Source organism: Rhodococcus sp. NBC_00297, from assembly GCF_036173065.1.
Classification (GTDB): Bacteria; Actinomycetota; Actinomycetes; order Mycobacteriales; family Mycobacteriaceae; genus Rhodococcoides.
On sequence record NZ_CP108041.1, the window covers coordinates 667,577 to 682,768 of the forward strand.

The window sequence follows — 15,192 nt, forward strand, 5'->3', positions numbered from 1 at the left end:
GACTATCGGAGCGCTCCGACACCGTTCCCGGTGACGAAGGCCGGTGTCACAGCGCGTCGGGATCCTCGGTGAAAGCAGCGCGGACGTCGCGCAGCACCGTCAGAGCGTGCCGGGCCCACGGCAGGCTCGCGCCGGACAACCCACACGTGGGTGAGACGGCGACGCGCTCGGCGAGGTACCGCCTCGGGAAGCCCAACCGATCCATCAGTTCCACTGCGGGCGCCGCACTCTCGCGCCACGCCGGGTACTTATCCGGGTCGGTTCCCGGCACCACCCCCAGGACGGCGACACCGCCGCTCTCCAGGTACTCGCCGACCGCGTCGTACCGCGACGTGGGCAGCAGGGACAGATCGAACGAGACGCCGTGCACCCCGCTGCGTTCGAAGACCTCGAACGGGACGTCGGCGGAGCACGTGTGCACGATCACGGGTCGGTTCACCCGCTGCACCACCGAGCCCAGCAGGTCGGCCACCTCTGGCGCCGGCACCGCGGCGATCTGCTCGAGGCTCGTCACGCCCTGCAGGCGACCGGCCAGCACGGCCGCGATGCGAGGTTCGTCGAACTGGACGACCACCTCGGCGCCGAGCCGCCTCGCGACCTCGTCGGCGTGCGCGGCCACTCCCTCGGCCAACGACCCGGCTATGTCGCGCACCGCACCGCGGTCGGTCAAGGCGCGGTGACCGAACGCCAGCTCGATGTCCGCGGCCATCGTCAGCGGGCCCGCGGCCTGCACCTTGACGGCGCGGCCGGATCCGCGCAGCCCGGCCAGTTCCCACTGCTCCTCGAGAACGTCGAGGTCCTCCGTCAGGAAGTCGCGGGCCCGGCGGCTCGTCGTACTCGGCCGTCGGCTCACGCGGTATCCGCTGGTGGCCGCATCGATCTCGATGTCGACCAGCAGCACGCCGGTGCGCCCGATCATGTCGGCGCCGAGACCTCGCGCCGGGAGTTCCACGACGTGCGGCAGGTCGGGGAGCTCGCCGATCACCGTCGTGACGGCGTTCGCGATGTCCGTTCCCGGCCACGAGCCGACGCCCGTCGCCACGCCTGCCAGAGCGGCAGCAGGATCCGTCACGGGCGAGCGGACGCGGTGAGTGGCGACTCGGCGGAGGTTCCCGCGATGGTGCCGCTGCCGACCACGATGTCGCCTGCCGGGTCGGGGCGGTACAGCACGGCTGCCTGACCACGTGCGACTCCGGTGAGCGGGGACCGCAGACCGATGCGCAGAGTGTCGCCGTCGACACGAGCGACGGCGTCCGCGAGTCCGCCGTGTGCCCGGACCTGGACGACGCAGTCCACGTCGCCCTCGGGCGCCGTGCCGGACGTCCAGACGGGTGTGCTCGCATCGATGCCGTACACGTCGAGGCGGCTCGCCGAGCCGACCCGGACGGTCCCGGTCTCGGGCTCGATGGAGGTGACGTACCGCGGCTTGCCGTCGGCGGCCGGTCCCTCGACGCCCAGGCCCTTGCGCTGGCCGACGGTGAACCCGTGCACACCGTCGTGCTCGGCGAGCACCGCGCCGGAGTCCGCGTCGACCACCGATCCGGGGCGCACGCCGATACGGGCGCCGAGGAACGCCCGGGTGTCGCCGGAGGGGATGAAGCAGATGTCGTGACTGTCGGGCTTGTCCGCGACGGCGAGACCGCGGCGGGCGGCCTCGTCACGCACCTCCGCCTTCGGGGTGTCCCCGATCGGGAACAGGGCACGGGACAGCTGGCGCGCGGTGAGGACGCCCAGCACGTACGACTGGTCCTTGTCGGCATCGACCGCACGACGCAGCACGCCGTCCTCGAGCCGGGCGTAGTGGCCGGTGGCGACCGCGTCGAAACCGAGCGCCTCGGCCCGATCGGCGAGCGCCGCGAACTTGATCTTCTCGTTGCAGCGCAGGCACGGGTTCGGGGTCTCGCCTGCGGCGTAGGACGCGACGAAGTCGTCGATCACGTCCTCCTTGAAACGATCCGCGAAATCCCAGACGTAGAACGGGATCCCGAGCACGTCCGCGGCGCGGCGCGCGTCCCCGGCGTCCTCCTTGGAGCAGCACCCGCGCGACCCGGTGCGCAGAGCGCCGGGAGCGGTGGACAGCGCCAGGTGCACCCCGACCACCTCGTGGCCGGCATCGACGGCACGCGCCGCCGCCACGGCGGAATCGACGCCGCCGCTCATCGCTGCCAGAACTCTCATGTCACCACTCTTCTCGTCTCGACGTTCTCGTCATCTCGAACTGGACGCCATGCCGGCGGCCCGCGCACGTTCGACGACGCGCGGCAGGACCTCGAGCAGTGCGTCGACATCGGCGTCGGTGCTGGTGTGGCCCAAGGAGAACCGCAGTGATCCGCGGGCATCGGCCGCATCGACGCCCATCGCCAGCAGCACATGGCTCGCCCGCGCGACACCCGCCGTGCACGCGGATCCCGTCGAGCACTCGACACCGGAGGCGTCGAGCAACATCAACAGTGAATCGCCCTCGCATCCGGGGAACGTGACGTGCACGTTGCCGGGAAGTCTGTCCGCGCCGCGGGCACCGTTGACCGACGCGCCGGGCACCGCGTCGAGGACACCCTCGATGACACGCTCGCGCAACGCCACGAGCCGCGCCTCGGTGTCGGCTCGTCCGGCGACGGCGACGTCGAGGGCGGCCGCCATGCCCACGGCACCTGCCGTGTCGGGCGTCCCGGACCGGACGTCGCGTTCCTGACCGCCTCCGTGCAGCAGTGATTCGCAGGGCACCGAGCGTCCGAGCAGCAGCGCGCCGACGCCCTGGGGTCCGCCGAACTTGTGTGCCGCGATGGACAGCGCGGAGAGACCACTGGACGCGAAGTCGAGCTCACGGACACCGGCCACCTGGACCGCGTCGCTGTGCATGGGCACGTCGAACTCGGCCGCGATGGCAGCGAGTTCGCGGATCGCCATGATCGTGCCCACCTCGTTGTTCGCCCACATGATCGACACGACGGCGACCTCGTCGGCGTGCAGCTCGAGTTCTCGGCGCAGCGTCGACGGGAGGACGCGGCCGTCGGCCTCGACCGGCAACCAGGACACCGCGGCGCCCTCGTGACGTTCGAGCCACTCCACGGCATCGAGCACGGCGTGATGCTCGACCGAGCTGGTGATCACGCGGACGCGACGAGGATCACGCGCTCGGCGTGCCCAGAAGATGCCCTTGACCGCCAGATTGTCGCTCTCGGTGCCGCCGGAGGTGAAGATGACCTCGGACGGACGAGCGCCCAGCGCCGCGGCGATGGACTCCCGCGACTCCTCGATGCGGCGGCGGGCCGTGCGCCCCGATCCGTGCAGGGACGACGCGTTTCCCACGGTCCGATGGATCTCCGTCATCGCCTCGATCGCCGCGGGGACCATCGGAGTGGTCGCGGCATGATCGAGGTACACCGGCGTTCCGGGCACACGTGGGGGCTGTGGCATGACGTGGTCCAGGATAACCGGTCGCGGACCTCGCCTCTCCCCCGCGCGAGCACGCCCGAACTGCCGTGCGTCAGCTCGCCCGCACGACGGTTCCGGCATACTCACCGGGGCGGACCGGCTGGGCGACCCGATCCCGGCGCGGCAGTCGCGTGCGGGTGACGCGCAGGGGCGGAACTGCCGTCTCGTCCTGGTGTCGGCGCACGGCCAACTCCGCGCTGCGCGCCAGCAGTCGACGATCGTCGATGGGCGCGATGTCCTCGCACACCCGCACGGCGGCACGGACGCCCTTGAGCCGCAGGATCCTCGACATCGACTCGCCGATGGTCTCGTCGCCCACGAAGGCGGTGGCCGTCGTCGGACGGTGGTCGACGTCGCGGTAGGTGACCGCGATCGGCCGCACCACCGCACCGGCGTCGATGGCCGCCTGGAACAGGGCGGGACGGAACGATCCGTAGGCGGTTCCGCACCAGGTGGTGCCCTCGGGGAAGACGACCACCGTGGCTCCCGATCGCAAGGCCTCGGTCACCTCGTCGACGGTGCCGGGCAGGGAGCGGAGTCGCTCACGGGCGATGGGGACGACCCGCACGATGCGTGCGAGCAGACCCAGGACGGGCCAGTCCACGAGGTCCGCGCGGGCGACGAAGCGGCACGGGAAACAGGCTGCCAGCACCAGGACGTCCGTCCAGGACACGTGATTGGCGACGACGAGCGTTCCGACGCCGGTGGGCTCGGCCGTGCGGTCGCCGTCCAGAGTCACCCGGACACCGAGCGCGCCGAGGAGTCCCCTGGCTCCGGCACGTGCGGCGGCGCGTCGACCGCCCGCCGGCAACACCCGGCCCGCCAGCAGGAGCGGGACCACGGCGAGCAGCACCGCCACCAGGACGCAGCGCACCACCACGCGTGCGGTGCCCACGGTCGCCGAGACCGCCGGATGGCACCCCGTCCCGCACGGGCTGGCGGGCATCCAGGCGTGTGTCGTCACGCGTGCGACTCCGCGGTCGCCGCGGCCGAGCGGAGCCGGTCGAGATAGCGGACGTTGGCGTCCTTCATGTGCAGGAGGGTGACGAAGTCCGCGACGCCGAAATCGGGATCGTGGGCCGGCTCCCCGCAGATCGAGGCGCCCATGCGCAGGTAGCCGCGCATCAGGGCCGGCACCGAGGTGCGGGAGGGTGCCGTCATGTCGGCGAGGGCGACACCGTCGACCCGCACGGGGGTCCGGGGATACGCCCGGACCTCGGAGCGGTGCCGCTTCTCGACGAGGTCGTACACGCCCTTGACGTGCGCGCCGTCCGGCTCCCCGTCGCCGAGTGCCATGGGGACCGACACACAGCCCATCACCCGGTCGTAGCCACCGACGTCGATGTACCGGAGGATCCCGGACCACATCAGCGCCAGCACCGAGCCGGATCGATGGCCCTCCAGGACGCACGCACGACCCATCTCGACCGTCCGCAACTCGTGTGCACGCAGTTCGCTGATGTCGAACTCCGTCGCCGTGTAGTACCCGCCGGCGCGCTCCGCACCGTCCGGGGTGAGCATGCGGTAGCAGCCGACACGATCGCCGGTGCGGTTGTCGACGACGAGCAGGTGATCGCAGTGGTCGTCGAAGCGGTCGGCGTCGAGGCCGCCGTCGAAGGCGGTCGACTCGTACCCCGCTTCCGAGCCGAACACGGTGGCGCGCAACCGCTGCGCCGCGAGCACGTGCTCCGGGGTGGATCCGAGAACGAGTGAGTGGTGCTTGTCGGAGACGAGCACGTGCTCGTCGGCCGAGGACGGGGTGATGACGGTCGGTGCCGAGTCGCACACATCTGATGTCATGGCACATAGATCTATCGAGCCCACTCGACGGCACTCACAACACGACGTGACCGGAAGGTGCACGAACGACGAAAGCCCCGCTACCGACGAACGGTAGCGGGACTCTCGGGTACTGCTGAGGGGATCAGCCCTTGCGCTTCTTCACTGCCTCGGCGAGCTGAGGAGTGACGTCGAAGAGGTCGCCCACGACGCCGAAGTCCGCGATCTCGAAGATCGGTGCTTCCTCGTCCTTGTTGACGGCGACGATCGTCTTGGACGTCTGCATGCCGGCGCGGTGCTGGATCGCACCGGAGATGCCGAGCGCGACGTACAACTGGGGCGAGACGGTCTTGCCCGTCTGACCCACCTGGAACTGGCCCGGGTAGTAGCCCGAGTCGACGGCGGCACGCGACGCGCCGACGGCCGCACCGAGCGAGTCGGCCAGGTCCTCGACGACGGAGAACTTGTCCGCGCTGCCGACGCCGCGACCACCGGAGACGACGACCGATGCCTCGGTGAGCTCGGGGCGGTCGCCGCCGGCGACGGGCTCACGCGAGGTGACCTTGACGACGGCCTCCTCCTGCGCGGGAACCTCGACGTCGACACGCTCACCGGCACCGGCCTGCGGCTCGGCGTCGATGGCACCCGGGCGGAGCGAGATGACCGGGACGTCGCCGTTGGTCTTCGCCTCGACGGTGAACGCGCCACCGAAGATGGAGTACGTGGCGGACTTGTCGGCGTTGATCGCCACGACGTCCTGGTGCAGTCCGGCACCGAGGCGAGCGGCGAGACGACCCGCCACCTCCTTGCCCTCGATGCCACCGGACGTGAGGATCGCGGCGGGCGAGACCGACTCGGCCAGGGACGACAGCACGTCGACCTTGGGCGTGACGAGGAAGCCGTCGACGTCGGCGGACTCCGCGACATAGATCTTCGCGGCGCCGGCATCGGTGAGTGCGGCGGCGATCGCGTCGGTGGTGCCCGGCGCTCCCGTGACCACCGCGGACGGCTCACCCAGAACGCGGGCGGCCGTGATGAGCTCGCTGGTGACCTTCTTCAGTGCCCCGTCTGCGTGCTCGACGAGTACGAGTACCTCTGCCATGGTGTTTCTCCTGTACTGCAGTGAGACGAATGTGTGCTGGTGACGGGGATCTAGATGATCTTCTGCGCGACGAGGTACTCGGCGACCTTGGTTCCGCCGTCGCCCTCGTCGTTCACGCGCTCACCAGCGGTCTTCGGCGGCTTCGGGGTCACCGTGGTGACGGTGGTGCCGGCGTTCGCGACGCCCACGGTCTCCGGATCGACGCCGATGTCGGCGAGGGTGAGGACCTGCACCGTCTTCTTCTTGGCGGCCATGATGCCCTTGAAGGACGGGAAGCGCGGCTCGTTGATCTTCTCGGTGACGCTGACGATCGCGGGGAGATCCGCCTCGAGGCCGAAGATGCCCTCGTCGGTCTCGCGCTCGCCGCTGACCTTGCCGTCGGCGACGACCAGCTTGCGCATCTGGGTCAGCTGCGGGATGCCGAGGTACTCGGCGATGATGGCGGGGACCGCGCCGATGCGGCCGTCGGTCGCCTCGTTGCCGGCGATGACCAGATCTGCGGCCTCACCGTTCTCGAACTCCACCTGGCCGAGTGCGGCAGCGAGAGCCCACGCGGTCTGGATGGCGTCGGAACCGTGCATGGCCGGATCGTTGACGTGCACGGCACTGTCCGCGCCCATGGAGAGGGCCTTGCGGATGGCCTCGGTCGCGCGGTCGGGTCCTGCCGAGAGGACCTTGACCTCGCCGCCGTCGCGCTCCTTGATCAGGAGTGCCTCCTCCACGGCGCGCTCGTTGATCTCGTCGAGCACGGCATCCGCCGCGTCGCGGTCGAGCGTGTAGTCGCCGTCCGAGAGCTTGCGCTCGGACCACGTGTCGGGAACCTGCTTGATCAGTACGACGATGTTCGTCATGGGTCTTCGTCGACCTCCTGTGTCCTGTCTCGGTGAATCAGGTCTTGATCTCGTAGCGCGGGGCCCGAAACGTATTCGGAGTTCACGCTGCGCGCGGTGGGCCGAAGCCCCGGAACCGACGTGTCACGGACGTTACCCCATTCGTGGTTACTGATGGGTAACTTACTCCTGTCGGGCCGAGAAATCACCCCCCGGGGCCCCTCGGACCGCCGACCGGCGTCGCTCGACCGGGCAGGTGGGAACTACTGTCGCCCGGATGAACGACGCCGCGACCGACACGACCGTGTCGACCGAGACACCCCTCCCGCTCACCGGCGAGCGCACCGTGCCCGGCATCGCCGAGGAGAACTACTGGTTCCGTCGGCACGAGGTCGTGTACCGCCGTCTCGCACCGGCCTGCGCCGACCGAGTGGTGCTCGAGGCGGGCTCCGGCGAGGGCTACGGCGCCGACATGATCGCGCGGACGGCGACACGGGTGATCGGTCTCGACTACGACCGCAGCGCCGCCGAACACGTCGCTCGCCGGTACCCGTCGGTCGCCATGACCCGAGGCAACCTCGCGATGCTGCCGCTGCGCGGCGAGAGCGTCGACGTCGTCGTCAACTTCCAGGTGATCGAACATCTGTGGGACCAGGCCGAGTTCCTGCGGGAGTGCCTCCGGGTTCTGGTTCCCGGCGGCGTCCTCCTCGTCAGCACTCCCAACCGCATCACGTTCTCCCCCGGCCGGGACACCCCGCTGAACCCCTTCCACACCCGCGAGCTCGCACCTGCGGAACTACGGGAACTACTGTCCGACACGGGATTCGAGATCGACTCGATGACCGGAGTGCATCACGGCGAGCGACTGCGCGAACTCGACGCGACCCACGGCGGATCGTTCATCGACGCGCAGATCGACCGCGCGCTCGCCGGTGAGCCGTGGCCCGCGACCCTGGTCGCCGACGTCGCCGGCATCACCGTCGACGACTTCGACCTTCACGCCGAGGCGATCGACGAGAGCCTGGATCTCGTCGCGGTGGCCCGGAAACCGTCCAGCACGTGACGAGCGCCACCTCGGCCGACGAACCGGGCATGTTCGCGCTCGTCCTGCACTCCCATCTCCCGTGGCTCGCCCACCAGGGGCGGTGGCCCGTCGGGGAAGAGTGGCTCTACCAGTCGTGGGCAGATTCGTACCTGCCCGTGGTCCGCGAACTGCCGTGGCATCTTCTCGCCGCCATCGGGCGCATCGAGTCCGGCCACGCGGGCGGCGGCCGCACCGATGCCGCCGGCACCACGATCACGTCCGTGCTGGGCCCGGTGCTCGACGGACGATCGGCCGCGGACGCGGTCATCACCGACACCGACGGCGGCGCGCTCGACGGGGACGCGGGGCACGACCGTGCGGTCGGGCCGATGCAGTTCATCCCCGCTACCTGGGCCGGATACGCCTCGGACGGCAACGGCGACGGTCGGAGCGATCCGAACAACGTCTTCGACGCGGCTCTCGCCGCGGGCAGGTACCTGTGCTCGGGCGGCCTGGACATGACGAATCCGGCGCAGGCGACCACCGCCGTCATGCGCTACAACAACTCCGCCGCGTACACCGCCAACGTGCTGGCCTGGTCCGCCGCGTACTCCGGCGGCGGCACCCCTGTCGTCGGACGGATCGGCGAGGCGGCGCCCTCCCCCGCGGACGCGCTGGCCGTCGCCGCGGCGGCCGCCGCCGGTGGCGAGGTCACGGATCCCACGACCGCGGCCCCGACGACCACCGCCACGACCACCGCGATGCCGGACACCTCGCTCACTCCGGTGACACCACCGCCGGCGTTCGGCATCCCCGGACTGCCGCCGCTCCCGGTCATCGAGCTCCCCACGATCCCGTGTCTCCTGTGCCCTCCTGCACCAGTGGCACCACCCGCCCCACCTGAGCAGGACACGTCCGTCACGACACCGTGACTGGTCGTGGCTCACATCACGGGCCGGTAACGGATCGGCAACGGATCAGGTAGCCTCGCTCCGACAGCAAAGGTCGGAAGCGCCCCGGAACGGGGCGGGAACAGTCGTCGCGGATCACGAGTCTCGCGGGGGCGAGGAGGTTGTGTATCCGTGGGTCGGCACCGCAAACGATCGTCTTCCACTCTGCGACGGAACACGGTCATCGCGCTGACCGGTCTGATCCCCGCGGGAGCGATCACCGTGGCCAGTGGCTACGGCGCCAGCGCCGACATCCCGTTCCTCCGCACGCACACCACGGCCAGCGAGTCCGCCCTCGAGCCCACCGACGTGGCCCCGGCAGTGGACGTCGCGCCCGCACCCACCACGCAGTCCGCGCCCGAGCCCGTGGCACCGCCCGCGCCGGAGCCCGCTCCCGCCCCCGCGCTGCCCGAGTCCCTCGCGGCCGGCCCGCTCGGCGTCCCGGGCATCAACGTCGCCGCCTACAGGAGCGCCGAGACCCTCCTGGCGCAGACCACCCCCGGCTGCTCGATGAACTGGGCCCTCCTCGCCGGTATCGGCCGGGTCGAGTCCACCCACGCGAACGACGGCAAGGCGGGTGCCGACGGAACGCTGTTCGAGCCGATCTTCGGACCGGTCCTGGACGGCAGCCTCGCCGGCAACAACGTGATCATGGACACCGACGGCGGCGAGCTCGACGGCAACGCCACGTACGACCGCGCCGTGGGGCCGATGCAGTTCCTGCCGGCGACGTGGAAGCACTACGCCACGGACGGGAACGGGGACGGCAGGGCCGACCCGCAGAACCTGTTCGACAGCGCCGCCACCACCGGGAAGTACCTGTGCGACGGCGGCCTGAACATGGCGGATCCGATCCAGGCCACACAGGCGATCCTGCGCTACAACAACTCGATGGCCTACGTGGCCAACGTGGTCGCGTGGTCGGTCGCCTACTCCACCGGCATCGCCCCCTCCGAAGCGGACCTGCCCCGAATTCACTGACGCGGTACCGCATACCATGGAGAGATGCCCGTAGCCACCGAATCGGACGTTCGCAGCGCCCTCGCGCGCGTGAACGATCCCGAGATTCGCAAGCCCATCACCGAACTCGGCATGGTCAAGAGTGTCGCGCTCGGTAACGACGGATCCGTGGACGTCGGCATCTATCTGACCACCGCCGGGTGCCCGATGAAGACGGAGATCTCCGACCGGGTACGCAAGGCCGTGGCCGACGTCGCCGGTGTCGGTGAGATCCGCGTGGAGCTCGACGTCATGAACGACGAGCAGCGCACCGAACTGCGCAAGTCGTTGCGGGGAGATTCCGCCGAGCCGGTCATCCCGTTCGCTCAGCCCGGCTCCCTCACCCGCGTGTACGCGGTGGCGTCGGGGAAGGGCGGTGTCGGCAAGTCGTCCGTCACCGTCAACCTGGCCGCCGCGATGGCCGCCAAGGGACTGTCGGTGGGCGTCCTCGACGCCGACATCTACGGCCACTCGGTGCCCCGCATGCTCGGTACCGACGCTCGCCCCACACAGGTCGAGCGCATGATCATGCCGCCCGTGGCGCACGACGTGAAGATGATCTCGATCGCGCAGTTCACGCAGGGCAACACGCCCGTCGTCTGGCGCGGTCCCATGCTGCACCGCGCCCTGCAGCAGTTCCTCGCCGACGTGTTCTGGGGCGACCTGGACATTCTTCTGCTGGACCTGCCGCCGGGCACCGGCGACGTCGCCATCTCGGTGGCCCAGCTGATCCCCGGCGCCGAGATCCTCGTCGTGACCACCCCGCAGCAGGCCGCGGCCGAGGTAGCGGAACGTGCCGGCGCCATCGCCCTGCAGACGCGTCAGCGAGTCGTCGGGGTGGTGGAGAACATGTCGTGGCTCGAGCTGCCCGACGGATCGCGGATGGACATCTTCGGTTCCGGCGGCGGCCAGGCCGTGTCGGAGCGACTCACCACCGCGGTCGGCGCGAAGGTCCCGCTGCTGGGCCAGATCCCGCTCGACACCGCGGTGCGCGAGGGCGGCGACTCGGGCGTTCCGATCGTGCTCAGCGATCCGGAGTCGCCCGCGGCCAAGGCCATGATCGAGGTGGCCGAGAAGCTGTCGGTCCGTAGTCGAGGCCTGGCGGGCATGAGCCTGGGTATCGACACCACCCGGCACCTCTGACGGCCGGAAGGACCTAGGTCGCGTCGGGGTCGATCGGGGGACGGTCCCCGGTCGGCAACGGCGACGACCCGCTGGACTTCGTCATGTTCGGCGTCCCGGACTGCGGGGTCGACGACTGTGTCCCGGACTGCGGCTTCTCGTCGAACTTCCCGGTGAAGATCGAGTCGTCGCCGTCGAGCAGGTGCTTGGTGATGACCGCGCGCGGGGTCATGCCGCGGAGTTGGTTCAGGTCGGCCAGGGGCTTGCGAAGATCGTCGAAGTCCGTCCCCAGCTCGTCCTTGAGTTGTTGGCTGGCCCCACTGGCGTAGTCACGGACCTGCCGGAGCGACCGGGTGGTCCACGTGATGGCCCCGGGCAGACGCTCGGGACCCAGGATGACGAGTGCGGCGACGAGAAGCACCATCATCTCGCCCCAGCCGATGTTCGAGAACACGTCTACACCTTACGCATCCGACACCGGAGTGACCGTCACGTCGACGGTCCGCCCCGAGCGGACGAGTTGCACCTGCACCGGCGTACCGATCTCCTGCTCCTGGACGGCGACCGTCAGCTCGTCGGCACCGGAGACGGTGCGGTCGCCGACGCGGACGATCACGTCGCCCTCCGCGATACCCGCCTGCTGAGCGGGGCCACCGGCGGTGACGTTGGCGATCTGCGCACCGCTGAGCGCGTCGTTGACGACGGACCGCGCGTTGACGCCGATGTCGGGATGATTCATCGCGCCGGTCCGGATGAGGGACTGCGCGACCTCGGTGACGTCGTCGATGGGGATGGCGAAGCCCAGTCCCACCGATCCCCCGCTCTCACTGCGGATCGCGGAGTTGATGCCGATGACGCGACCCTCGGCGTCGATCAGGGGACCGCCGGAGTTACCGGGGTTGATCGCCGCGTCGGTCTGGACCGCGTCGATGACGGCGTCGGTGTCCGTGCCCTCCCCGGACAGTCGCACGGGACGATCGAGCGCACTGACGATGCCGCGGGTGACCGTCTTGCTCAGTCCCAGTGGAGATCCGACGGCGACGACGTCGTCGCCGACCGCCACGTCCGACGAGCGGCCCAGTCGGGCGACGCTGAGGTCCGCGACGTCCGTCTTCAGAACGGCCAGATCGGTCTTGGTGTCACGGCCGACGATCTGCGCGGGCACCTTGGTGCCGTCGGAGAACGTCACGTTGAGCGTCGCGCCCGGGTTGGTCGCGGCCATCGAGATGACGTGGTTGTTGGTGACGATGTAGCCGGCTCCGTCGATGACGACTCCCGAGCCGGTGCCGGCGTTGCCGCCGAACGTCTCCTGGACCGACACCACGGACGGCAGGACGGCCTCGGCGACCCTGGCCACCTGGCCCTGCGGGAGTTCGCTGCCGCCTTGTTCCAGGGTCACTCGCGAGCTGGTCAGCGAGCCGCCCAGATCGGCCGCGACACTGCCGACGACGCCGCCGAGCAGGCCGATGACCAGTGCGACACCCGCGAGCGAGGCGAGAGCGCCGGCGGAGACGCGGCGGCCGAACAGTACGTCCCGCGCACCCAGTCTCGTGCCGGGCGTCAGCGGCGCGGGTTCCGGTTCGTCGAGCGCGGGCGAGACCGTCGTGACAGCCGACGAGGGCACGCGCCACGGGTTCTGAGGTTCGGGTTCCTGCTCGACCTCGGGCGCCTCGGGCTCGCGCACCAGGGATTCGGCGACACCGGGCGGCCGACCGAAGGCCTCGGTGAGGACGGGATCGGGCGCCGCGACGCGGATCGACGAACTGTCCCGTCGCCGGGTCTGCGCGTCACCGAAGGAATCGCGGATGCCGTGGGGGCGACCGAACGCCCGCACCACGTGCGCGTCGATGGTGGGCCGGTAGAGCGGACGCGGAGGAAGCCGCGGCGCATCGTCGTCGGGTGCTCCCCCGTCCGCCGAAGAAGCCGTGGGGTCCGGTCGGTACTCGTCGGCTGGAGTCACCTCTGCACGCTACCGGCGCCGGAAACGTGACCCGACGACCGACCCCAGGCCATGACGCAGGCCGGAGCCGATGCCGGGTTCGGATCGGCCGGGCTCGGGAGACGTGCAGTGCGGGATCTGGTGCAGGAGACCCAGGAGTGAGGACGGCATGGACATCTCCGGCGAGCCCTGGAGGGCGACACGGGCCTGCTGCTGCGCCTGGACCTCGTCGGCACAGGAAGCGCATTCCGACACGTGCCGCGCGGCGCGCAGGTAGGCGTTCATGCGCAGTTCGCCGTCGACGTAGGCGGCCACCGCCTCACTGGCGAGGTGGTCGGTGGGGCTGAACTGCCGAGGATCACGAAACCGAGTCATGCTGCCTCCACTTCATGCCGTGCCGATGTGCGGATCGTCCCGGGGTGAAACGCACGGCACCGGCCGGAAGTTCCCGGCCCGCATCCGTTCCCCACAGAACGGTACTCGCGTCGGCGGCTACTCGGCCGAGGTCAGCGACTCGCGGGTACGCCGACTGGCGGCGAGGTGGTCGCGCAGCGCCTGGCGGCCACGGTGGATACGGCTACGGACGGTGCCGAGCTTGACCCCCAGGGTCGCGCCGATCTCCTCGTAGGACAGACCCTCGATGTCGCACAGCACGATGGCTGCACGGAACTCGGGAGCGAGCGAGTCGAGCGCCGCCTGCAGATCCGGGTCGAGCCGGGCGTCGTGGTAGATCTGCTCGGGATCGGGGGTGTCGGACGGCACCCGGTCGTAATCCTCCGGCAGCGCCTCCATCCGGATGCGGTTGCGGCGACGCACCATGTCCAGGAACAGGTTCGTCGTGATGCGGTGCAACCAGCCCTCGAAGGTGCCGGGCTGGTAGTTCTGCAGCGAGCGGAACACGCGGATGAAGGTGTCCTGCGTGAGGTCCTCGGCATCCTGCGCGTTGCCGGACAGCCGGTAGGCGAGGCGGTAGACGCGGTCACCGTGCTCGCGGACGAGTTCGTCCCAGGACGGCATCGACGTCGCGTCTCCGGTCGCGTCGAACACCGCGGTGCCGGACAGCTCGTCGGGACCGTCGACGGTCTGTTCGGACTCGGCGGCGGGGCGGGAGGTCGGGGACGTGAGGGCAGCGTGTTCGCGCGGGCTGGTGATCATGTGGATCGTTCAATCCTCCTACTCGGGCGATCATCGCGGCGTGGTGTCGACGTGCGATGTGGTGTTACCCGTGTTCGGCGCGACCGAAGCGTGAGGACGATCCGACGAACCCGCGTAGGGAAACTATGTCGCGGGCAGGTGTGCGACCCGTGTGAGAAGGCTGAGTGTGGGCTGAGAGTCTGGACGCGAGGAGTTCGTGGGCGGGTTAGGGTCCCTTCGTGACTGCCGACGCCGCCAAGATGCTGCACTACGCCGAAGCCTCCGTCGTGGAGGACGAGATCCTGCAGGCCGCGCGCGAGCGCGCCGTGGATCTGGGCGCCGCGCCGATACCGGCGTCCGTCGGTGCCGTGCTCAGCATGGTCGCGCAGTTGTCCGGAGCGCGCACGGTGGTGGAGGTCGGAACCGGCGCCGGTGTCAGCGGGCTGTGGCTGCTGGACGGGATGCGGCCCGACGGGGTCCTCACCACCATCGACACCGAACCGGAGCATCAGCGCGCCGCCAAGGAGGCGTTCCGTTCCGGCGGCATCGGGGCATCGCGGACCCGGTTGATCAACGGCCGCGCCCTCGACGTGCTCCCCCGCCTTGCCGACGCGTCCTACGACCTGGTGTTCGTCGACGCGACGCCGCGGGACCACGTCGGATTCGTGACGGAGGGCGTGCGGATGCTCCGCCCCGGTGGCGCCCTGATCCTGCACAACGCGTTGCTGGGTGGACGCGTCGCGGACGCCTCGTCACGCGACGAGGCCACCGTCGCCGTCCGCGCGGCCGCCCGCGCCATCGCGGAGAACGACAGCCTGACAGCGGTCGTCCTTCCCCTCGGCGACGGCCTGCTGTGCGCCTCGCGCGTGCCGGAGTGA

General features: G+C 70.2%; 16 protein-coding genes. 5 read left to right on the forward strand and 11 right to left on the reverse strand.

Going from position 1 to position 15,192, the window contains the following annotated elements; genetic code table 11:
• Positions 1-46 precede the first annotated feature (46 nt).
• From OG947_RS03080 to OG947_RS03110, 7 genes are all read right to left on the reverse strand, one after another.
• Entirely contained in the window at positions 47-1,072 is a 1,026-nt protein-coding gene (locus tag OG947_RS03080) for a methionine synthase (protein ID WP_222630677.1), read from the reverse strand.
• Complete coding sequence (mnmA, locus tag OG947_RS03085) at positions 1,069-2,178, reverse strand: tRNA 2-thiouridine(34) synthase MnmA (protein ID WP_222631828.1); 1,110 nt, start codon at positions 2,176-2,178, stop codon at positions 1,069-1,071. The genes OG947_RS03080 and mnmA overlap by 4 nt, the downstream gene beginning before the upstream one ends.
• A 30-nt stretch (positions 2,179-2,208) precedes the next feature.
• Positions 2,209-3,417 carry a cysteine desulfurase family protein gene (locus tag OG947_RS03090; protein WP_056445477.1) on the reverse strand — a complete coding sequence of 403 codons (1,209 nt, stop codon included), beginning with the start codon at positions 3,415-3,417 and terminating at the stop codon, positions 2,209-2,211.
• A 70-nt stretch (positions 3,418-3,487) separates the two neighbouring features.
• Entirely contained in the window at positions 3,488-4,399 is a 912-nt protein-coding gene (locus OG947_RS03095) for a lysophospholipid acyltransferase family protein (RefSeq protein WP_328813088.1), read from the reverse strand.
• The gene (locus OG947_RS03100; protein ID WP_328813089.1) at positions 4,396-5,235 is read right to left on the reverse strand and encodes a GNAT family N-acetyltransferase; all 840 of its coding nucleotides are present in this window, start codon (positions 5,233-5,235) and stop codon (positions 4,396-4,398) included. Before OG947_RS03100 ends, OG947_RS03095 begins: the two co-directional genes overlap by 4 nt.
• Before the next feature lie 124 nt (positions 5,236-5,359).
• Complete coding sequence (locus tag OG947_RS03105) at positions 5,360-6,316, reverse strand: electron transfer flavoprotein subunit alpha/FixB family protein (protein WP_328813090.1); 957 nt, start codon at positions 6,314-6,316, stop codon at positions 5,360-5,362.
• Positions 6,317-6,366: 50 nt separating this feature from the next.
• Positions 6,367-7,167 carry an electron transfer flavoprotein subunit beta/FixA family protein gene (locus OG947_RS03110; RefSeq protein WP_027507029.1) on the reverse strand — a complete coding sequence of 267 codons (801 nt, stop codon included), beginning with the start codon at positions 7,165-7,167 and terminating at the stop codon, positions 6,367-6,369.
• Between the two features lie 256 nt (positions 7,168-7,423).
• Here OG947_RS03110 and OG947_RS03115 point away from each other — a divergent pair, with 256 nt between their 5' ends.
• From OG947_RS03115 to OG947_RS03130, 4 genes are all read left to right on the forward strand, one after another.
• Positions 7,424-8,209: a class I SAM-dependent methyltransferase gene (locus tag OG947_RS03115; RefSeq protein ID WP_328813091.1), complete on the forward strand. Its 786-nt coding sequence runs from the start codon at positions 7,424-7,426 to the stop codon at positions 8,207-8,209.
• On the forward strand, positions 8,206-9,102 hold the full coding sequence (locus OG947_RS03120; protein WP_328813092.1) for a lytic transglycosylase domain-containing protein: 897 nt from the start codon (positions 8,206-8,208) through the stop codon (positions 9,100-9,102). Before OG947_RS03115 ends, OG947_RS03120 begins: the two co-directional genes overlap by 4 nt.
• 150 nt (positions 9,103-9,252) lie before the next feature.
• Positions 9,253-10,101, forward strand: coding sequence for a lytic transglycosylase domain-containing protein (locus OG947_RS03125; RefSeq protein WP_328813093.1), 849 nt, complete (start codon positions 9,253-9,255; stop codon positions 10,099-10,101).
• A gap of 24 nt (positions 10,102-10,125) precedes the next feature.
• Positions 10,126-11,262, forward strand: a complete 1,137-nt coding sequence (locus tag OG947_RS03130; RefSeq protein ID WP_027503855.1) for an Mrp/NBP35 family ATP-binding protein — start codon at positions 10,126-10,128, stop codon at positions 11,260-11,262.
• Between the two features lie 13 nt (positions 11,263-11,275).
• Here OG947_RS03130 and tatB read toward each other — a convergent pair whose 3' ends face one another.
• The 4 genes from tatB to sigE form a co-directional block, all read right to left on the reverse strand.
• Complete coding sequence (gene tatB / locus OG947_RS03135) at positions 11,276-11,695, reverse strand: Sec-independent protein translocase protein TatB (RefSeq protein WP_328813094.1); 420 nt, start codon at positions 11,693-11,695, stop codon at positions 11,276-11,278.
• A 9-nt stretch (positions 11,696-11,704) separates the two neighbouring features.
• Positions 11,705-13,201, reverse strand: a complete 1,497-nt coding sequence (locus OG947_RS03140; protein ID WP_222627385.1) for a S1C family serine protease — start codon at positions 13,199-13,201, stop codon at positions 11,705-11,707.
• 9 nt (positions 13,202-13,210) lie between these two features.
• On the reverse strand, positions 13,211-13,555 hold the full coding sequence (locus OG947_RS03145) for a hypothetical protein (protein WP_056442598.1): 345 nt from the start codon (positions 13,553-13,555) through the stop codon (positions 13,211-13,213).
• 117 nt (positions 13,556-13,672) lie between these two features.
• Positions 13,673-14,335: an RNA polymerase sigma factor SigE gene (gene sigE, locus OG947_RS03150; protein WP_328813095.1), complete on the reverse strand. Its 663-nt coding sequence runs from the start codon at positions 14,333-14,335 to the stop codon at positions 13,673-13,675.
• A 239-nt stretch (positions 14,336-14,574) separates the two neighbouring features.
• On the opposite strand from sigE, the gene OG947_RS03155 reads away from it, so the two are divergent.
• Positions 14,575-15,192 carry an O-methyltransferase gene (locus OG947_RS03155; protein ID WP_027503859.1) on the forward strand — a complete coding sequence of 206 codons (618 nt, stop codon included), beginning with the start codon at positions 14,575-14,577 and terminating at the stop codon, positions 15,190-15,192.